Below are 17612 nucleotides of genomic sequence, written 5' to 3'. Positions count from 1 at the left end.
GAACGTGTTCTCGGAGTTGGCCGCAAATGCGACGAGGCGCCCTCCGTGCGGAGGGCGCCTCGCCGGTGGTGCGGGTGCGGTGCGGTGCGGGTCAGCCGACCTGCATGACGCGGGTGCCGCCGGCGAACTTGTCGTGCCAGCCCTGGTGGTTGGGCACGTCGCCGTTGAGCGTCACCGCGATGTAGACCATCGACGCGATCCCGGCGAGACCGGCGATGAGCGGGCCGATGAACGGGATGACGCTGATCACGTTGAGCGCGAGGTAGCCGTTGCGCTTGAGGGCCTGCTCCATGGTCGGGTTCGAGACGCCGTCCGGGCCGTAGGTGCGCAGCTTGAGCAGCATCTTGCCGACGGTCTGGCCGCGGCTGGACTCCATCACCCCGAAGTAGGCGAGGTTGACGGCCACCGAGAGCACCGACAGGAAGAGGTAGAAGAGGAACCACTCACCGGTCGAGTAGGTGAAGCCGGTCAGGAAGATCGCCGACAGCACACCCCAGAGGATGCCGAAGACGACACCCAGCAGGACGTGGTCGATCAGCCGCGCGAGGAACCGGTTGAGCAGCTCGCCCGGACGCGGAACGCCTGCCGGAGCGGCGCCGTACCCACCCGGACCCGGCTGGGGCGGCGGACCGCCGTAGCCACCCGGCGGGGGCGGAGGCGGAGCGCCCGGACCTCCCGGGGGCGGCGGGGGCGGCTCGTTGTACGACATGCTTTCTCCTCGAAGTCGTCGGTGCTCGCAATGCACCGGGGGATGACTGCACAGTAGTGCTGAAAAGCGCCTCCGAGCAGGCGTTAGGGCGTTCTTGCCCCGTTGACCGGCAGTTCAACCGGGTGACCTTCGGGCGACGTCCCGGCTGCCTACGGTGCGAGCCGTGATCGCTCGCGGAACGCTCGGCAGCGTGCTCGTCCTGCTCGGAGGGCTGGTGACCGCGACGCTGCCTGTCTCGACGCCGGTGCTGCGATTCGTGCCGCTGGAGACGGTTCGGGGGCTGGAGATCGGCCGGATGGCCGGTCTGGTGGTCGTCCTGGTGGGTCTGGGGCTGCTCGCCAACGCCTGGTTGCGGCTGTGCCGGACGGTGGCCGTCGGCGAGCGCGAGACCGGCGATCCGCGGGCGGGGGTGGCGCTCGTCCGCCTGGCCGCACTGGTCTGGACCGCTCCGCTGCTGCTGGCGCCTCCGCTGTTCTCCCGCGACGGCTGGTCGTACGCCGCCCAGGGGATGCTCGCCGACGTCGGGCTGTCGCCGTACCGGTGGGGACCGGGGGCGTTGGCGCCGGAGACGTTCGTGCCGCTGCCGGGCTGGTTGACGGGTCCGCCGATCGTGCAGGCCGTCGACCCGCTGTGGTGGGACACGGCGACGCCGTACGGGCCGGTGCCGGTGTTCCTCGGCGGGCTCGCCGCCAACCTGACCGGCAACCCGTGGGTGCTGGTCGTCGCGCACCGGTGCTTCGCCCTCGTCGGACTCGCCCTGCTGGCCTGGGCGGTGCCGCGGCTCGCCGCGTGGGGCGGCGTGAATCCCGCGATGGCGACCGCGCTGGTGATCGTGTCGCCGCTGATGATGGCCAACGGTGTCGCGGGGCTGCACAACGACCTGCTGATGGTGGGCCTGATGGCGGCGGCGCTCGTCGTCGCGGTCGAGCGCGGCTGGGTGTGGGGTGCCGTGCTCGCCGGGACGGCCGCCGGGGTCAAGGTGCCCGGAGGCCTGGTCTGCGTGGGGATCGTGCTCGTCTCGCTGCCCGTCGGCGCCGCGATCCTGCCGCGGTTGCGCCGCCTGGTCGCGGTCGCGGCGGTCTCGGTCGGCACCCTCGTCGGCCTCGGCGTCGTGACCGGGCTCGGCAACGGCTGGCTGCACGCGCTCACCGTCCCGGGCGAGGTGAACACCCCCTTGTCGGCGACCACCCTGGTCGGTGGGGTGCTCGACTGGTTCGCGCTGCACCTGGGGCTGGGCACCGGACCCGCGTTCTTCCGGGACGTCGTGCGCGCGCTGGGACTGCTCACCGCCGCGGGCATCGGTGCGTGGGTCGCGCTGCGCTGGGACACCGGCTCACGGCGTACGGCGATCGCGGCGGTGGCGACCGTGGGCGGCGCCTTCGTCGTCCTCTCGCCGGTCGTGCACCTCTGGTACTTCCTGCTGCTGCCGCCGTTCCTGGCCGCGCAGCGGCTGCCGCGCTACGGCACGGGCGCCTTCGTCGCGGTGTCGGTGCTGCTCGGGCTGGTGGCGCCGCTCGACTCGTCGCTGCACGGTGCGTACTACGCGATCGTGATCGGCTGCATGACCGTCGCATTGCTGCTCCCGGTGCTGCTGCTCACCCGGACCGCACGCGAGCGGCTGGGCCGGATCGTCGCTCCGCTGGCGCCGGAGACCGCCGGGGAGGCCGAGGGTGCCGAGGAGCTCGCGCTCAGGCGCTGAGCACGCCGACCCGGTCGCCGGCGTGCAGCGCGAGCATCCGGGCGACGGTGCGGTCCCAGCCGAACTGCTCGGCCCGCCGCCGCGCCGCCGTACGACGCTCGGCCTCGGGCCGCGCGAGCAGCCGCAGCACCGCGTCGGCCAGGGCTGCGGGCTCCGGAGCGCCCCAGGCGCCGCACCGCGCGTCGACGAGCTCGCGGGCGCCGCCGCGGTCGGCGGTGACGACGGGAGTGCCGCACGCGAGGGCCTCGAGCACCGCCAGGCCGAAGGTCTCGCCGGGGCACACCGACAGCGAGACGTCCGCGGCGGCGAGCCGGTCGCGCAGCGCGGCCCGGCCGTCGACGTACCCGTGGAAGTGGACGGGCGCCTCGCCCGCGAGGGCCTCGAGCTCGTCGCGGTGCGGGCCCTCGCCGTAGACGTCGAGGCGCAGCGGGATCCCGCGCCGGTGCAGCTCGACGGCGGTCGCGACGGCGAGGTGCGGGGACTTCTCCCGCGAGAGCCGGCCGGCGTGCACCAGCCGCAGGACGCCGTCGCCGGGATGGCGGAACGAGGAGGGCACGAAGGTGTCGAGGTCCACGCCGAGCGGCACCCGCTCGATCGGGCAGCCGGCCGCGTCCGCGACCGCGCGGAACTCGCCCTCGGCATAGGCGGACGTGACGACGACCGTGTCGAAGCTGCGCACCAGCACCCGGTTGAGCACGCCGATCGAGACCTTGGAGGTGGTGTCGAGGCCGGTGCGCATCGCGAACATGTCGCCCATCCGCTCGTGGGAGAGCAGCACCGAGCGGACGCCGTTGCGCCGCGCCCACCAGGCGACCGGCAGCAGGGTGAGCTTGTCGCTCCACTCCACGCTGGTCGGGCCGAAGCGCTCGAGGGCCTCGGTGACGCGCCACGGCTCGACGATCAGCCGGTAGCCGCCGCCCACCCGCGGCGCCCGCACCTGGACGACGTCGCCGAGCGCCGTCGTACGGACGGCGTCGACGGGGCCGGGGATGACGAGGAGACGCTCCGCGCCCGCAGCGACGTACCCGCGGCCGAGCTGCTCGATCGCAGTCCGCATGCCTCCCGACGTCGCCCCGACGAAGTTGGCAAGCTGGGCGATCCGCACGGGGACACCCTTGCGCCGACGGGTGAACCCTCGCCCACCGCACGGTTGACGGGCGCGGAAGGATGAGGGCATGAGCAACCCGGACGCCCGGCCCGACGAAGTGGTCTGCGAGAGCCGGCAGGCCGCCGGCGTGGAGCTGATGGAGCCGCGCGAGGTGCCGCTCGGCGGCCCCCGTGCGATGCCGGTACGACGCACGCTGCCCCAGCGTCACCGCTCGCTCATCGGCGCCTGGTGCTTCCTCGACCACTACGGTCCCGACCTGGTCAGCGAGAGCGGCGGCATGGTCGTCGCGCCGCACCCCCACACCGGGCTGCAGACGGTCAGCTGGCTGTTCACCGGCGAGATCGAGCACCGCGACAGTGCGGGCAATGTCGCGATGGTGCGTCCCGGCGAGGTCAACCTGATGACCGCCGGTCAGGGGATCAGCCACTCCGAGGTGTCGACGCCCGGGACGACCGTGCTCCACGGCGCCCAGCTCTGGGTGGCGCTGCCCGCGGCCGACCGCGAGACCGACCCGGGCTTCGAGCACTACGCGCCGGACGAGACCAGCGGCGAGGGCTGGCGCGCCCGCGTCTTCCTCGGGTCGCTGCTCGGCGACAGCTCGCCGGTGCGCACGTTCACGCCGCTGCTGGGTGCCGAGCTCGTGCTCGACCCCGGGACGACGCTCCGCCTGCCGCTCGACGCGTCGTACGAGCACGGGGTGCTGGTCGACCTCGGCAGCGTCACCGTCGCCGGGGTCGCCGCCCGGTCCGCCGACCTCGCCTACGTGCCCACCGGTGCCGACGAGGTGGTGCTCGTCGCCGGCGACGAGGGCGCCCGCCTGCTCGTCCTCGGCGGACCGCCGTTCGGCGAGGCCATCGTGATGTGGTGGAACTTCGTGGGGCGCACCCACGACGAGATCGTCGCCTACCGCGAGGCCTGGCAGACCCAGATCACCGACCCCGCGAGCGGCGAGGTGCTGCCGGACGGCCGGCAGGTGGCGCCGGGGCGCTTCGGCGTCGTACCGGACCAGGCGCTGGCGCCGATCCCCGCACCCGGGCTGCCCAACGCGCGCCTCCGCGAACGCCGGTGATCGCCGGGCTCACCTGGCTGCTCGCCTTCCAGGTGCTGGGGGAGGCGATCGTCCGGGTCCTCGACATCACCGTGCCCGGGCCGGTCGTCGGGATGCTGCTGCTGTTCGTCTTCCTGCGCGTGCGCCGGTACGGCGACGACGGCTCCATCGTCCGCGCCGGCTCGGCGCTGCTGCGCCACCTGCAGCTGTTCTTCGTGCCGGCGGGCGTCGGGATCGTCGTCTACCTCGGGATGCTGCGCGACCACGCGCTGCCGATCGCCGCGTCCCTGCTGGGCTCCTGGCTGATCGGGCTCGCCGTCGTGGGGTGGACCGCGGTCGGGCTGGAGCGCCTGCTGGGCAAGCCGCGCGACGATCTCGGCGGCGGGGCGCGGGAGGAGGCGTCGTGAGGGACGACCTGCTCGACCTGGCCCGCTCGCCGGTGGTGCTGCTGCTGATCACGCTCGGCGGGTACCAGGCGGGGCGCTGGCTCCAGCGTCGTACCGGCGGGCATGCGCTGGCCCAGCCCGTGCTGCCCGCGATCGCCGCGGCCGGACTGGCGATCACGGTGCTCGACGTCGACTACACCGACTACCGCAGTGCGACCGAGCTGATCGCGTTCTGGCTCGGGCCGGCGACCGTGGCGCTGGCGATCCCGCTGCACCGGCAGGCCGACCGGCTCAAGGGGTTCGTCGTACCGCTGCTGGTGGCGATCTTCGTCGGCGCGGCCACCTCGATCGTCACCGCCGTCCTCATCGCGCGCGCCCTCGGCGCGGACGAGCAGCTGGAGAAGACGCTCTCCGCCAAGGCCGCCACGACCCCGGTCGCCATCGCGCTCACCCAGTCCCTGGGCGGGATCCCGCCGCTCGCCGCGGTCTTCGCGATCTCGATCGGCATCGTCAGCGCGATCACCGCGCCGGCCGTGCTCAACCTGCTGCGCATCCGGGACCGGCGTGCCCGCGGGCTGGCCGTCGGGGCGGTCTCGCACGGCATCGGCGCCTCCCGGATGCTGCGCGAGGACGAGACCGAGGGGGCCTTCGCGGGCCTCGCGATGGGCCTGTCCGCGCTGGCGATCAGCCTGCTGGTCCCGGTGCTCGCACTGGTGCTCTTCTGAGCATCTGGCGGCGTCCCTGGGCGCTTTCGCGGCGTCCGAGACAGCCGCGAGATTACGACCCTGGTCGGACGTTCGGCACCCTGAGGAAGCGCTAGCGTGACCGGCATGCGCGTGCACGCCTTCACCGACGATGCCCTCGGAGACCTCGACGCGGTCGGCCTGGCCGAACACCTCGCCGCCGGCAAGCTCTCCCCCGACGAGGCCGTCACGGCCGCGATCGCGCGCGTGGAGGCGGTCAACGGCGACCTCAACGCGCTGGCCCACCCGGCCTTCGACCAGGCCCGCGCCGGCGCCCGCCGTCCGCGTCCGGGCTTCCTGTCCGGCGTACCGACGCTGGTCAAGGACAACGTCGACGTCGGCGGCATGCCCACCCGCTCCGGCACGGACGCGTGGGAGCCGCGGCCGGCGAAGAAGAACGGCGACTTCGCCGACATGTACCTCGGGACCGGGCTGGTCGCGCTCGGCAAGAGCCAGCTCTCGGAGTACGGCTTCAGCGCCTCCGCGGAGCACCCGCGTCTGGGCGCCGTACGGTCGCCGTGGGACACCGAGCGGACCGCGGGTGCCTCGAGCTCGGGCTCCGCGGCGCTGGTGGCCGCGGGCGCCGTACCGATCGCCCACGCGAACGACGGCGGCGGCTCGATCCGGATCCCGGCCGCGGTCAACGGCCTGGTCGGCCTCAAGCCCACCCGCAACCGGCTGGCCCAGGACAAGCTGTTCCGCGACATGCCGATCCGGATCGTCTCCGACGGCGTCGTCACCCGCTCGGTGCGCGACACGGCCGCGTTCTACCGCGAGGCCGAGCGGCTCCACCGCAACCTCGAGCTGCCGCCCATCGGCGACCTCACCCGCCCCATCAAGCGCCGGCTGCGGGTCGCGCTCAACACCAGCGGCGTCAGTCGCGGCGCGGACGCCGAGACCAAGGCCCTCACCGAGCAGACCGCGGCCCTCCTGGAGAGCCTCGGGCACACCGTCATCGAGTCCGAGGTCCCCGTCGGACCGTCGTTCGCCGACGACTTCCTGCTCTACTGGTCGTTCCTCGCGCAGGTGATGTTGACCACGGGCCGGCCCTTCCACGGCCGCACCTGGGACCGCTCGAAGCACGACAACCTCACCTTGGGCCTCGCCCGTCACGCCCGTCGCAACCTGCACAAGCTGCCCACCGCCATCACCCGCCTCAAGCGGACCGCGGCCCAGGCCGAGCTCTACCACGAGAAGTACGACATCGCGCTCACCCCGACCCTCGCCACCGCGACCCCCAAGATCGGCCACCTCGACCCGACCCAGGACTACGAGACGATCATGGACCGGCTCCTCGACTGGGTCGCCTTCACGCCCTGGCAGAACATCACCGGTGCCCCGGCGATCTCCCTCCCGCTCGCCACCACCTCCGGCGGGCTGCCCCAGGGGATGATGTTCGGGGCCGCGCCGGGGCAGGAGGCACTGCTGATCGAGCTGGCGTACGAGCTGGAGCAGGCCCGCCCCTTCGACCGGATCCAGGGCTGAGGGGCCGCCGATTTCGTACGGCCTCGGCACGCGTGTATCGTTCAGCGGCGTTGCCCCTTTAGCTCAGTCGGCAGAGCGTCTCCATGGTAAGGAGAAGGTCTACGGTTCGATTCCGTAAAGGGGCTCTGAGATGGGGCGCCGCCGCACGACCCGCCCGGATCCGGGCGGGAAGCGCGGAGGGCGCCCTCCTCACGTGGCGGGATAGCTCAGACGGTTAGAGCGCACGACTCATAATCGTGAGGTCACGGGTTCGATCCCCGTTCCCGCTACCGAGTACCGCACCACCACCATCGACGAAGGACTTCCTGTGGCCAGCAAGAGCAGTGACGTTCGCCCCAAGATCACGCTCGCGTGCGTGGACTGCAAGGAGCGCAACTACATCACCAAGAAGAACCGGCGCAACGACCCCGACCGCATCGAGCTGTCGAAGTTCTGCCCGCGCTGCCGCAAGCACACCGCGCACCGCGAGACCCGCTGAACCCAGCGCTCGTACGAGCGCTCCGACAGCCCGCTTCCCCGGCAGGGGAGGCGGGCTGTCGTCGTTCTCAGGGCTCGATAGGGTGGGCCGTATGCCGATCGACGCCTCTCTGGTCGGACGTGCCTTCCCCGCGACGCAGCCCCTGGCCGTCACCGAGGAGGCCGTCTCGGCCTTCGCGGCGGCCGTCGGCGGCAGCGCCGGGGGTGCCGTCCCGCCGACCTTCCCCATCGTGGTCACCTTCGCCGCCCTCCAGGACTTCCTCGCCGCCGAGCAGGTCGAGCTGTCCCGGATCGTGCACGGCGACCAGCGGTTCCGGTACGAGCGTCCGGTCGTCGTCGGCGACGCGCTCACCGCGACGCTGACCGTGACCGGGGTGCGGTCGATCGGCGGCAACGACATCGTCGCGACCGCCAGCGAGATCACCGACGCCACCGGCGCCCTCGTCTGCACGGCGACCGCCACCCTCGTCCACCGTGGAGGTGCCGCATGAGCGACCTGACGCCGGGCGCCGTCCTCGAGGCGCGCACCTACGAGATCACCCGGGCCGACCTGGTCGCCTACGCCCACGCGAGCGGGGACCACAACCCGATCCACCAGGACGAGTCGATCGCGCTCGCGGTCGGGCTGCCGGGGGTCATCGCGCACGGCATGTACACGCTGGCGCTCGTGGGCCGCGCGGTCCGCGAGTGGACCGGCGATGCCGAGGTCGTCGAGCTCGGGGCGAAGTTCGTCGCGCCGGTCGTCGTACCGGCTGAGGGGGCGGCGCGGGTGACCGTGGCCGGGACCGTCGGCGAGCGCAACGACGCCGGCCTGCTCACGCTCGCCCTCGAGATCACCAGCGACGGCACCAAGGTGCTGGGCGCGCCCAAGGTCTCGGTCCGTGCCTGACCCGTCCCTCGCGGACCTCACGACGCTGCGCCTGGGCGGCCCGGGGGAGCGGTACGTCGCCGCCCCGGACGCCGCGACGCTCGTCGCCGCGGTGACCGCGGCCGACGCCGCCGGCGACGCGGTGCTCCTGGTCGGCGGCGGCAGCAACCTCGTCGTGGCCGACGCGGGCTTCGTGGGCACGGTCGTGCACCTCACCTCCCGCGGGATCGACGTCGCCCCCGACGCCGGCTCCGGCGTTGGGGAGGTGACCGTCGCGGCCGGCGAGCCGTGGGACGACTTCGTCGCGCGCGCCGTCGCCGAGGGCTGGTCGGGCATCGAGGCGCTCTCCGGCATCCCGGGGACCGTCGGCGCGACGCCGATCCAGAACGTCGGCGCCTACGGCCAGGAGGTCGCCCAGACGATCGCCCGGGTGCGCGTGTGGGACCGGATGCTCTGCGGCGAGCGGGTCTTCACCGCCGAGGAGTGCCGCTTCGGCTACCGCCACTCGCGGTTCAAGGCCGACGCCGGCCGCCACCTCGTCCTCGACGTCACCTTCCGCCTGCCGCAGGACGAGCTGTCCGCGCCGGTCGGGTACGCCGAGCTCGCCCGCACCCTCGGCGTCGCGGTGGGCGAGCGCGCCCCCCTCGCCGACGTCCGTACGGCGGTCCTCGGCCTGCGCCGCGGCAAGGGCATGGTCCTCGACGCCGCCGACCACGACACCTGGAGCGCGGGCTCCTTCTTCACCAACCCGATCGTCGACCCGGCACGGGTGCCGGACGGGGCGCCGTCGTACCCGCAGGGGGACGGGGGCGTGAAGACCAGCGCGGCCTGGCTCATCGAGCACGCCGGCTTCGGCAAGGGCTTCGGCCTCGACCGCCCCGGCGCCCGGGTCTCGCTGTCGACCAAGCACACGCTCGCACTGACCAACCGCGGCGGCGCCAGCACGGACGAGCTCCTGGCGCTGGCGCGCGAGGTGCGCGACGGGGTGGCGGCGCGGTTCGGGATCGACCTGGTCAACGAGCCTGTGCTGATCGGCTGCGCGCTCTGAGAAGTGGCGCGCTGCGTAAAGAATCCCCCAAGCCGCCGGTACGCCGCCCGCACCGCGCCTAGCGTCGAGTCACCCCCCCATCACGATCTCAGGAGTGACTCCACCTCATGAACCACCCGCACCTCGTGCGGCGCGGCTTGGCCGCGCTGTGCCTCAGCGCCCTCGTCCTCTCGGGCACCGCCCTCGTCCCTGCGCCCGCACGGGCGGCAGCGGCTGAGGGCCGCCTCTCGTCCAGCGGGAGCTACCGCGACTCCAACAGCGGGTGCACCGGGAGCGGCGGGTCGCAGACGTTCGACACCCCGACCTGGGCCGACAACGGAAAGACCGTCCGCGACTCCTACGCCGTCGCGGGCAAGATCACCGGCCCCACGCCCACGGACGTCACGAACGCCAGCGTCAAGGCGGCGACCGCCGTCGTCGCGACGCCGATCCGGACCGGGCCCGCGACGATCACGGTGACGTCCTCGCTGGCGGCCAGCGCGATCCCGGTGCTGCCCGCCACGACGGCGTGCAACGGCCTGGCCGACGCCGACAGCAACCTGGACGGCTCCTTCGCCCTCGCCCGTCCGATGTGGGCCACGATCACCCTCGTCGCCACAGGATCGGGCGCGCACGGAGACATGGGGGCCGATGTTCGTCTCGACACGGCCGAGAGCGAGACGCGCCTCGTCCGCACCGGGCGGGGCACCGCCACGATCACCGCGTTCCTGCCCGCGGGGACCGTCGACCTGGACTACGAGGCCTGGCTCTCTGCCCAGGGGAGCGAGCCTGGCCACCGGGTGAGCTCGCTCGACGTCCGCCTCGTGATCGCGCTCCGGCCGCTCGGGGACGCCTCCCCGGTGACCGGCACCGGCCGCTCGTACGTCGCTCCCGGCGCGCGGTCCTGCCCGGCCGGCACCGTCACCGTCGGCATCGCCAAGAAGGCCGCGAAGCGGGCCCAGCGCATCCAGGTCAGCGTCAACGGCCGCCCGGCCGCGACCCTGCGCGGCCAGCAGCTCCGGAAGCGTTCGCTCGTGCTGCGCGCGCCGGCGGCGTCGTCGGCCACCGTCGCGGCCCGGATCACGCTCAAGGACGGGAAGCGGCTGACCGTGAGCCGGTCCTACCTTCCCTGCAGCTGACGCCCCTGACCCCCTAGAGGATCGCGGAGACCACCCACGCGACCAGGCCCACCACGGCCGCCAGGACGGCGACCACCGCCAGCATCAGCAACGCCGCGAGCACGGTTCCGGCGATGCCGGTGACGAGGGCGGCGGTCGCGATCCCGGCGCCGCGGTGGGCCTCCGGGTTGTTCCGGATCGAACGCCGGGCGCGCAGCGCGGTGCGGATCGCGATGGGGGAGCAGATCGCCGCCGCGAACGAGACGATCGTGAACGGCGTCAGCAGGACGCCGACCATCCCGACGACGGCGAACACCAGGGCCGTGACGGCCTGGGGTGCGTGCTCGCGATCCGGTACGTCGCTCCGCCCTCAGGCACCGCGTGGCCGAAGGCCGGCGCGCGGTAGGGCTCGTAGGACAGGCCGCTCATGGGGCCATCCTGCCCGCCGGGTGGTAGCGCTACGCCCCGAGCCAGGCGTCGATGTCGGCCAGGGCCGCGGCGACGACCTCCTGGGGGGCGCGGCTGGCGCGGAAGGACATCCGGGCGAGCTCGGCGAGGCGGTCGTCGCCGAGGTCGTGGGCGGCGCGCATGGTGGCGTACTGGCCGGCCAGGCGGGAACCGAACAGCAGCGGGTCGTCGGCGCCGAGGGCGACGGTGGCGCCCGCGTCGAGGAGCGTCGGGAGTGGCACCGAGGTGAGGTCGGAGTAGACGCCGAGGGCGACGTTGGAGACGGGGCAGACCTCGAGGGCGACGCCGGCGTCGACGATCCGGGCGAGGAGGTCGGGGTCCTCGGCGGCGCGGACGCCGTGGCCGAGGCGGTCGGCGTGGAGCGAGTCGAGGCAGACCCGGATGTGCTCGGGCCCGCGCAGCTCGCCGCCGTGGGGCGCGAGCAGGAGGCCGGCGCGCTCGGCGATCGCGAAGGCGCCGGCGAAGTCGGAGGTACGGCCGCGGCGCTCGTCGTTGGAGAGCCCGAAGCCGACCACGCCGCGTCCGGCGTACTGACCGGCGAGGCGGGCCAGGGTCCGCGCGTCGAGCGGGTGGCGGGTGCGGTTGGCGGCGATGACGACGGCGATGCCGAGGCCGGTGCGCTCGGAGGCGTCGCGGACCGCGTCGAGGACCAGGTCGGTGAAGGCGCTGATCCCGCCGAAACGGGCGCCGTAGCCGCTGGGGTCGACCTGGATCTCGAGCCAGCGACCGCCGTCGGCGACGTCGTCCTCGGCGGCCTCGCGCACGAGCCGTCGTACGTCGTCCTCGGTGCGGAGCACGGAGCGGGCGACGTCGTAGAGGCGCTGGAAGCGGAACCAGCCCTTCTCGTCGGCGGCCGTCAGGTGCGGGGGCCACTCGGAGACGAGCGCGTCGGGCAGGTGGATGCCGTCGCGCTCGGCGAGCTCGAGGAGCGTGGCGTGCCGCATCGAGCCGGTGAAGTGCAGGTGGAGGTGCGCCTTGGGCAACGCCTGGAGATCCCGCACGGCGCCATCGTAGGGGGCGCCGCTGTAACGTCGAGCACCCCTAGGGCCAAGAGGGGACATGAGCGACCAGCCCGCCGGTGCCTCGGACGACGTCCGCCGCATCGGCCACGACCCCGACGCCTTCGAGGCGTTCTACCGCGCTCACCTCGACCTGGTGCAGCGGTTCGTCGCTCGCCGGGTGAGCGATCCGCACCTCGCGGCCGACCTGACGGCCGACGTCTTCCTCGCCGCCGTGGACGCCGCCGGCGGCTACGACCCGCGCCGGGGGAGACCGGCGGCATGGGTCACCGGGGTCGCGCGCAACGTCGTGGCCGCGGAGTTCCGCCGCCAGGGACGCCAGCGCACCGCCGTCCGCAAGGTCGCCGGGCGCCGCCTCCTCGACGGCGACAGCCTGGCCCGGATCGAGGAGCGGATCGACGCCGAGCGCGAGACCCGCCAGCTGTACGACGCCCTGGGCGCCCTGCGCCCCCGCGACCGCGCGCTCATGGAGCTGGTCGCGATCGAGGGCCTGTCGGTCACCGACGCGGCGGCCGTGCTGGGGGTGAAGCCGGCCACCGCGCGGGTCCGGCTGCACCGCAGCCGGCGCCTGGTCCAGTCCCACCTGCAGCCCCCGCACCCCGTCGCGGAGGCCGCACTCGCACCGGAGGTTCCGTCATGACATCCACCCTCGACACGTTCGAGCAGTCCCTGCTCACCGAGCTGCGCCGGCACGTCGCCGATCGGCCCTCGCCCCGTCGTACCCGTCGGCGGCGGTGGGCCGCGGCCGGCGCCGGCCTCGTCGCCGCCGGGTCGATCGCGACCGGCGCGGTGCTGCTCCAGCCGGGGCCCGCGTTCGCCGTCCAGGAGGAGGCGGACGGCGACATCGTGGTCACGATCGCCAGCCTCGACGATGCCGCCGGCCTGGAGCGGGCGCTGGCGGAGCACGGCGTCGAGGCGGAGGTGAGCTACGACGCCGACGAGCTCCTGCCCGAGGTGCAGGAGGTGCCGCCCGGGAAGGCCGACGCCGACATCAGCATCGACCCCGGGCCGCGCCTGGAGACGGGCGGCACCGACCCGGCTGAGGGCGCCGAGGTCCCCGAGGGGCTGCCGTGCGGCGCGATCGCGATCGAGACGCGCGGCGACGGGATCACCTTCCGGCTGCCGGCGGCCGCGGTGGCCGCGGAGTCGCCGCTGGTGATCCGGACCGCGGGGAAGACCGACGGCTGGTCGTCGATCGCCGTGCAGTGGGAGCGACCCGTCTGCTGACCACCTCGAACCCAGACTTGAACACGTTCAAAACCTGGCCTACGCTGCAGGCACAAGGTTTTGAACGTGTTCAAGAAAGGGTTCGACCATGAACTGGACCATCGCCAGCCACCTCGTCTACCTCGCGATCACCGTGCCGCTCACGATCTGGGTCGCCAGTACGCTCTCGCGCAACGGCCGGGTCTTCCTGGCCGACGTCTTCCAGGGCGACGAGGGCCTCGCCGACGCGGTCAACCGCCTGCTGGTCGTCGGCTTCTACCTGCTCAACCTCGGCTTCGTGACGCTGTTCGTGCGCAGCGGCCGGATCCACGACGCCGAGGGCCTGTTCGACTCGTTGAGCGTCAAGGTGGGCGTCGTGCTGCTGACGCTCGGCGTGCTGCACTTCGTCAACGTCTACGTCTTCAACCGGCTGCGCCGCCGGCACCGGATCGAGGAGTTCCAGCGCCTCGCGCCGCCGCCCCCGATGCCGCGCTACCCGGTGGCCTACGGCCCGGCGTACCCCGCCGCCCCCCGGTGAGCCTCTCTAGGGTGGAGCCCGTGCCGGAGACACCACGGACCCCCAAGGCCGCCCAGACCCGGGACGCGATCCTCGCGACCGCGCTGCGGCTCTTCCGGGAGGACGGCTACGACCGGACGACGATGCGCGCGGTCGCCAAGGAGGCCGGGGTCTCGCTCGGGAGCGCGTACTACTACTTCGCCTCCAAGGAGCACCTCGTCCAGGCGTTCTACGACGAGCTGCTCGGCGAGCACCAGGGTGCGGTCGAGGACGTGCTCGCCCGGGAGTCCGGCTTCGCCGCCCGCCTCCAGGGCAGCCTGGAGGCCTGGCTCACGGTCGCGGCACCGCACCACGCCTTCGCGGCGCAGTTCTTCCGCAACGCCGCCGACCCGGCCAGCCCGCTCTCGCCGTTCAGTACCGAGTCCGCGCCCGCTCGCGACGGCAGCATCGATCTCATGCGCCGCCTCCTCGACGGCTCCGACGCCAAGGTCTCCCGTGCGCTGCACGCCCAGCTGCCCGAGCTGCTGTGGCTGCTCCAGATGGGCGTCGTCCTCTTCTGGGTGTACGACGCCAGCGAGGGCCAGCGCCGTACCCGCACCCTCGTCCGGGGACTCGTCCCGCTCGTGGACCGGCTCGTCCGGATGAGCCGCCTCCCGGTGCTGCGCGGCGTCGTGGACGACGTGCTCGCGCTCGTCACCTCGCTGCGCGCCTGAAGCGGTGCTGGCCGTGGTTGGGTTCGGTCCGTACTTTGGTCGGCACCGGGTGCATCTGTAGAGTGCTCTCTGGTGGATCTTCCACATGGTGAGTCGCGCCCTGAACCAGGGTGCGCACGATCCGGGAGAAGCCGCGGAGGGCACTAGCTCAACTGGCAGAGCATCGGTCTCCAAAACCGAAGGTTGGGGGTTCAAGTCCCTCGTGCCCTGCAAGAGATGACGAAGATGCTGGCGACGACGTCCAGCACGACAAGGAGAAGGTGAGCAGCGTGGCGGATGCTCCGGCAGTCCGTGGGGGCCGCAAGGACTCCTCGGGCGGCAAGCAGCCCGAGAAGCGCACCGGCCCGGTGACCTTCTACCGCCAGGTGGTCGCCGAGCTCCGCAAGGTCGTCTACCCGACCCGCGAGCAGCTGGGCACCTACTTCGTGGTCGTCCTCGTCTTCGTCCTCGTGATGATCGCGCTCGTCTCGGTGCTCGACCTTGCCCTGGGCAAGCTCGCGTTCCAGATCTTCACCGGCGCCGACGACATCTGACCGGGTGGGCGCGCTCGTGCCCGCCTGAGTGACCCGTACGAGACAACTGATGGAGCAGCACGTGTCCGAGCAGTACGACCCGGCCCACGACGCCGAGGACACCGCCGCCGCCGAGGCCTTCGCGGCCGCTGAGCTCGCCGACGAGGCAGCTGAGGTGGACGAGGCCGACGAGATCGAGACCGACGCCGACGTCGAGGTTGACGTCGAGGTTGACGTCGAGGCCGACGCCGAGGCCGACGACGAGACCGACATCGACCCGGAGCCCGAGGCTGCGGCCGGCGCCGACGACGAGGCCGACGAGGCCGACGCCGACGAGGAGCCCGAGGCCGAGGCCGAGGACCAGGACCCGCTCGAGGCGTTCCGCCGCGAGCTGTGGGCCAAGCCCGGCGACTGGTTCGTGGTGCACACCTACTCCGGCATGGAGAACCGGGTGAAGCAGAACCTCGAGAACCGGATCCACTCCCTCAACATGGAGGACTACATCCACGAGATCGTGGTCCCCACCGAGGAGGTCGCCGAGATCAAGAACGGCCAGCGCAAGATGGTCAAGCGCACCGTTCTCCCCGGCTACGTGCTGGTCCGGATGGACCTCACCGACGAGTCGTGGGCCGCCGTGCGGCACACGCCGTCGGTCACCGGCTTCGTGGGTCACAGCCACCAGCCGGTCCCGCTGAGCATGGACGAGGTCGAGAAGATGCTCGCCCCCGCCGTGGTCACCGCGGCCGCTGCCGAGGCCGAGGCCGCCGCGGCCACCTCGTCCGGTGGTACGTCGACCACGCCGGCCAAGAAGCCGATCGAGGTCGCCGACTTCGGCGTCAACGACTCCGTGCTCATCGTCGACGGCGCCTTCGCGACGCTGCACGCGACGATCACCGAGATCAACGCCGAGGCCCAGCGGGTCAAGGCGCTCGTCGAGATCTTCGGCCGGGAGACCCCGGTCGAGCTCAGCTTCGGTCAGATCCAGCGGGTCTGACCGCTCGGCCCCGCGCGGGCCGGAATTTCGCCGTCCGCGCACGGGCGCGGAAGAATGTCTGGGTTCCCCGGCCCTCGGGCCGGTGACGCAGGTGGCAGAGGAGCACGACGTGCTCCTCGTCATGACCACGAGAAGAAAGAGAGGGCACAGGAATGCCTCCCAAGAAGAAGATCGCCGCACTGGTCAAGGTGCAGCTGCAGGCCGGTTCGGCCACCCCGGCCCCGCCGGTCGGTACCGCCCTCGGTCCGCACGGCGTCAACATCATGGACTTCTGCAAGGCGTACAACGCGCAGACCGAGTCCATGCGCGGCAACGTCATCCCGGTCGAGATCACGATCTACGAGGACCGGTCCTTCGACTTCATCACGAAGACCCCGCCGGCCGCGGAGCTGATCAAGAAGGCCGCCGGCCTCAAGAAGGGCTCGGGCGTCCCGCACAAGGAGAAGGTCGGCAAGCTGACCAAGGACCAGGTGCGCGAGATCGCCACGACCAAGCTCCCCGACCTCAACGCCAACGACATCGACGCCGCCATGAAGATCGTGGAGGGCACCGCCCGCTCCATGGGCGTCACCGTCGAGGGCGCCTGAACCACTGTGGGAGGGCCGCGCTGGCCCGCTGACCACATCTCCTGAAAGCAGAGGACCACTCATGCAGCGCAGCAAGACCTACCGCGCGGCTGCCGAGACGTTCGACAAGAACGAGCTCTACGCACCGCTCGCCGCGATCAAGATCGCGAAGACCAGCAGCAAGAAGAAGTTCGACGAGACCGTGGACGTCGTGTTCCGCCTCGGCGTCGACCCCCGCAAGGCGGACCAGATGGTGCGCGGCACCGTCAACCTGCCCCACGGCACGGGCAAGACCGCCCGCGTCCTCGTGTTCGCCAACGGCGACAAGGCCGACGCCGCCCGTGAGGCCGGCGCCGACTTCGTCGGCAGCGACGAGCTCATCGACAAGGTCGCCGGCGGCTGGACCGACTTCGACGCCGTGGTCGCGACCCCGGACCTCATGGGCAAGGTCGGCCGCCTCGGCCGCGTGCTCGGTCCCCGTGGCCTCATGCCGAACCCGAAGGTCGGCACCGTGACGCCGGACCCGGCCAAGGCCGTCTCCGACATCAAGGGCGGAAAGATCGAGTTCCGCGTCGACCGCCACGCCAACCTGCACTTCATCATCGGCAAGGCCTCCTTCTCCGAGCAGCAGCTCGCCGAGAACTACGCCGCTGCCCTCGAGGAGGTGCTGCGGCTCAAGCCGGCCAGCTCCAAGGGCCGCTACCTGAAGAAGGTCACCGTCTCCACGACCATGGGCCCCGGCGTCCAGGTCGACCCCAACCGCATCAAGAACGTCGCGGCTGAGGACGAAGTCTGATTGAGCCGAGCGCAGACGAGCTTGCTCGTATGCCGAGGCGATTGAAGACTGCGGCCGCCAGGCCGCCGGCCTGATCCAGGCACAGTCAGCATCCGACGCCCGCCGCGCCCCTCGGGGTACGGCGGGCGTCGTGCTTTTCGCCGATCCGCCTAG

22 protein-coding genes and 3 tRNA genes are annotated in these 17612 nt (G+C 72.5%); 21 read left to right on the top strand and 4 right to left on the bottom strand.

Features of this window, described 5'->3' with window-relative positions:
• Positions 1-91: 91 nt before the first annotated feature.
• The gene (locus tag CCO04_RS07720) at positions 92-709 is read right to left on the bottom strand and encodes an RDD family protein (RefSeq protein WP_215813519.1); all 618 of its coding nucleotides are present in this window, start codon (positions 707-709) and stop codon (positions 92-94) included.
• 163 nt (positions 710-872) lie between these two features.
• Between CCO04_RS07720 and mptB the strand changes: the two genes are divergently transcribed.
• Positions 873-2408: a polyprenol phosphomannose-dependent alpha 1,6 mannosyltransferase MptB gene (mptB, locus tag CCO04_RS07715; RefSeq protein ID WP_215813518.1), complete on the top strand. Its 1536-nt coding sequence runs from the start codon at positions 873-875 to the stop codon at positions 2406-2408.
• On the opposite strand, the gene CCO04_RS07710 is transcribed toward mptB, so the two are convergent.
• Positions 2398-3513: a glycosyltransferase gene (locus CCO04_RS07710; RefSeq protein WP_308281149.1), complete on the bottom strand. Its 1116-nt coding sequence runs from the start codon at positions 3511-3513 to the stop codon at positions 2398-2400. The two genes, mptB and CCO04_RS07710, sit on opposite strands and share 11 nt — an antisense overlap.
• A gap of 70 nt (positions 3514-3583) precedes the next feature.
• Here CCO04_RS07710 and CCO04_RS07705 point away from each other — a divergent pair, with 70 nt between their 5' ends.
• The 11 genes from CCO04_RS07705 (at position 3584) to CCO04_RS07655 (ending at position 10689) form a co-directional block, all read left to right on the top strand.
• On the top strand, positions 3584-4585 hold the full coding sequence (locus CCO04_RS07705; RefSeq protein WP_215813516.1) for a pirin family protein: 1002 nt from the start codon (positions 3584-3586) through the stop codon (positions 4583-4585).
• Positions 4582-4971, top strand: coding sequence for a CidA/LrgA family protein (locus CCO04_RS07700; protein ID WP_215813515.1), 390 nt, complete (start codon positions 4582-4584; stop codon positions 4969-4971). Before CCO04_RS07705 ends, CCO04_RS07700 begins: the two co-directional genes overlap by 4 nt.
• Entirely contained in the window at positions 4968-5675 is a 708-nt protein-coding gene (locus CCO04_RS07695) for an LrgB family protein (RefSeq protein ID WP_215813514.1), read from the top strand. The genes CCO04_RS07700 and CCO04_RS07695 overlap by 4 nt, the downstream gene beginning before the upstream one ends.
• A 105-nt stretch (positions 5676-5780) precedes the next feature.
• Positions 5781-7178, top strand: a complete 1398-nt coding sequence (locus tag CCO04_RS07690) for an amidase (RefSeq protein WP_215813900.1) — start codon at positions 5781-5783, stop codon at positions 7176-7178.
• 52 nt (positions 7179-7230) lie between these two features.
• Positions 7231-7303: transfer RNA gene (locus CCO04_RS07685), tRNA-Thr, on the top strand.
• Between the two features lie 70 nt (positions 7304-7373).
• Positions 7374-7447, top strand: a tRNA-Met gene (locus CCO04_RS07680).
• Between the two features lie 38 nt (positions 7448-7485).
• Positions 7486-7656, top strand: coding sequence for a 50S ribosomal protein L33 (rpmG, locus tag CCO04_RS07675; protein ID WP_028654832.1), 171 nt, complete (start codon positions 7486-7488; stop codon positions 7654-7656).
• Between the two features lie 91 nt (positions 7657-7747).
• Positions 7748-8146 (top strand): MaoC family dehydratase N-terminal domain-containing protein, encoded by a 399-nt coding sequence (locus CCO04_RS07670; RefSeq protein WP_215813513.1) that lies wholly within the window; start codon positions 7748-7750, stop codon positions 8144-8146.
• Complete coding sequence (locus CCO04_RS07665; RefSeq protein ID WP_252372842.1) at positions 8143-8544, top strand: MaoC/PaaZ C-terminal domain-containing protein; 402 nt, start codon at positions 8143-8145, stop codon at positions 8542-8544. Before CCO04_RS07670 ends, CCO04_RS07665 begins: the two co-directional genes overlap by 4 nt.
• Positions 8537-9571 carry a UDP-N-acetylmuramate dehydrogenase gene (locus CCO04_RS07660; protein WP_215813512.1) on the top strand — a complete coding sequence of 345 codons (1035 nt, stop codon included), beginning with the start codon at positions 8537-8539 and terminating at the stop codon, positions 9569-9571. Before CCO04_RS07665 ends, CCO04_RS07660 begins: the two co-directional genes overlap by 8 nt.
• A 107-nt stretch (positions 9572-9678) precedes the next feature.
• A complete protein-coding gene (locus CCO04_RS07655) occupies positions 9679-10689 on the top strand; it encodes a hypothetical protein (protein WP_215813511.1) in 1011 nt (336 codons plus the stop codon).
• A 13-nt stretch (positions 10690-10702) separates the two neighbouring features.
• Here the strand turns inward: CCO04_RS07655 and CCO04_RS07650 are convergent, their stop codons facing one another.
• The gene (locus CCO04_RS07650; protein ID WP_215813510.1) at positions 10703-10984 is read right to left on the bottom strand and encodes a DUF4190 domain-containing protein; all 282 of its coding nucleotides are present in this window, start codon (positions 10982-10984) and stop codon (positions 10703-10705) included.
• 142 nt (positions 10985-11126) lie between these two features.
• A complete protein-coding gene (locus CCO04_RS07645) occupies positions 11127-12137 on the bottom strand; it encodes an adenosine deaminase (protein ID WP_308281148.1) in 1011 nt (336 codons plus the stop codon).
• A gap of 58 nt (positions 12138-12195) precedes the next feature.
• On the opposite strand from CCO04_RS07645, the gene CCO04_RS07640 reads away from it, so the two are divergent.
• The 9 genes from CCO04_RS07640 (at position 12196) to rplA (ending at position 17459) form a co-directional block, all read left to right on the top strand.
• Positions 12196-12795, top strand: coding sequence for an RNA polymerase sigma factor (locus CCO04_RS07640; protein ID WP_215813508.1), 600 nt, complete (start codon positions 12196-12198; stop codon positions 12793-12795).
• Positions 12792-13382, top strand: coding sequence for a hypothetical protein (locus CCO04_RS07635; protein WP_215813507.1), 591 nt, complete (start codon positions 12792-12794; stop codon positions 13380-13382). Before CCO04_RS07640 ends, CCO04_RS07635 begins: the two co-directional genes overlap by 4 nt.
• A gap of 88 nt (positions 13383-13470) precedes the next feature.
• Positions 13471-13899: a hypothetical protein gene (locus tag CCO04_RS07630; RefSeq protein WP_215813506.1), complete on the top strand. Its 429-nt coding sequence runs from the start codon at positions 13471-13473 to the stop codon at positions 13897-13899.
• A 20-nt stretch (positions 13900-13919) separates the two neighbouring features.
• On the top strand, positions 13920-14591 hold the full coding sequence (locus tag CCO04_RS07625) for a TetR/AcrR family transcriptional regulator (protein WP_257753717.1): 672 nt from the start codon (positions 13920-13922) through the stop codon (positions 14589-14591).
• A 137-nt stretch (positions 14592-14728) separates the two neighbouring features.
• Positions 14729-14801, top strand: a tRNA-Trp gene (locus tag CCO04_RS07620).
• A gap of 59 nt (positions 14802-14860) precedes the next feature.
• A complete protein-coding gene (gene secE / locus CCO04_RS28395) occupies positions 14861-15124 on the top strand; it encodes a preprotein translocase subunit SecE (protein WP_215813505.1) in 264 nt (87 codons plus the stop codon).
• Positions 15125-15173: 49 nt separating this feature from the next.
• The gene (gene nusG, locus CCO04_RS07610) at positions 15174-16097 is read left to right on the top strand and encodes a transcription termination/antitermination protein NusG (protein WP_215813504.1); all 924 of its coding nucleotides are present in this window, start codon (positions 15174-15176) and stop codon (positions 16095-16097) included.
• A gap of 152 nt (positions 16098-16249) precedes the next feature.
• Positions 16250-16684, top strand: a complete 435-nt coding sequence (gene rplK / locus CCO04_RS07605; RefSeq protein WP_215813503.1) for a 50S ribosomal protein L11 — start codon at positions 16250-16252, stop codon at positions 16682-16684.
• Positions 16685-16745: 61 nt separating this feature from the next.
• On the top strand, positions 16746-17459 hold the full coding sequence (gene rplA, locus CCO04_RS07600; protein WP_215813502.1) for a 50S ribosomal protein L1: 714 nt from the start codon (positions 16746-16748) through the stop codon (positions 17457-17459).
• Positions 17460-17612: the final 153 nt, after the last annotated feature.

Origin of the sequence: Pimelobacter sp. 30-1 (assembly GCF_018831735.1) — a bacterium.
GTDB lineage: Bacteria > Actinomycetota > Actinomycetes > Propionibacteriales > Nocardioidaceae > Nocardioides.
This window is presented reverse-complemented; position numbering and strand designations above follow the sequence as displayed.

What these genes read in the sequence shown, in the direction of transcription:
- nusG (WP_215813504.1), top strand. Translation starts at nt 15,174, where the DNA reads ATGGAGCAGCACGTGTCCGAGCAGTACGACCCGGCCCACGACGCCGAG.
- CCO04_RS07690 (WP_215813900.1), top strand. Translation starts at nt 5,781, where the DNA reads ATGCGCGTGCACGCCTTCACCGACGATGCCCTCGGAGACCTCGACGCG.
- CCO04_RS07630 (WP_215813506.1), top strand. Translation starts at nt 13,471, where the DNA reads ATGAACTGGACCATCGCCAGCCACCTCGTCTACCTCGCGATCACCGTG.
- CCO04_RS07655 (WP_215813511.1), top strand. Translation starts at nt 9,679, where the DNA reads ATGAACCACCCGCACCTCGTGCGGCGCGGCTTGGCCGCGCTGTGCCTC.
- CCO04_RS07705 (WP_215813516.1), top strand. Translation starts at nt 3,584, where the DNA reads ATGAGCAACCCGGACGCCCGGCCCGACGAAGTGGTCTGCGAGAGCCGG.
- CCO04_RS07720 (WP_215813519.1), bottom strand. Translation starts at nt 709, where the DNA reads ATGTCGTACAACGAGCCGCCCCCGCCGCCCCCGGGAGGTCCGGGCGCT.
- CCO04_RS07670 (WP_215813513.1), top strand. Translation starts at nt 7,748, where the DNA reads ATGCCGATCGACGCCTCTCTGGTCGGACGTGCCTTCCCCGCGACGCAG.
- rplK (WP_215813503.1), top strand. Translation starts at nt 16,250, where the DNA reads ATGCCTCCCAAGAAGAAGATCGCCGCACTGGTCAAGGTGCAGCTGCAG.
- CCO04_RS07640 (WP_215813508.1), top strand. Translation starts at nt 12,196, where the DNA reads ATGAGCGACCAGCCCGCCGGTGCCTCGGACGACGTCCGCCGCATCGGC.
- CCO04_RS07665 (WP_252372842.1), top strand. Translation starts at nt 8,143, where the DNA reads ATGAGCGACCTGACGCCGGGCGCCGTCCTCGAGGCGCGCACCTACGAG.
- rplA (WP_215813502.1), top strand. Translation starts at nt 16,746, where the DNA reads ATGCAGCGCAGCAAGACCTACCGCGCGGCTGCCGAGACGTTCGACAAG.
- CCO04_RS07635 (WP_215813507.1), top strand. Translation starts at nt 12,792, where the DNA reads ATGACATCCACCCTCGACACGTTCGAGCAGTCCCTGCTCACCGAGCTG.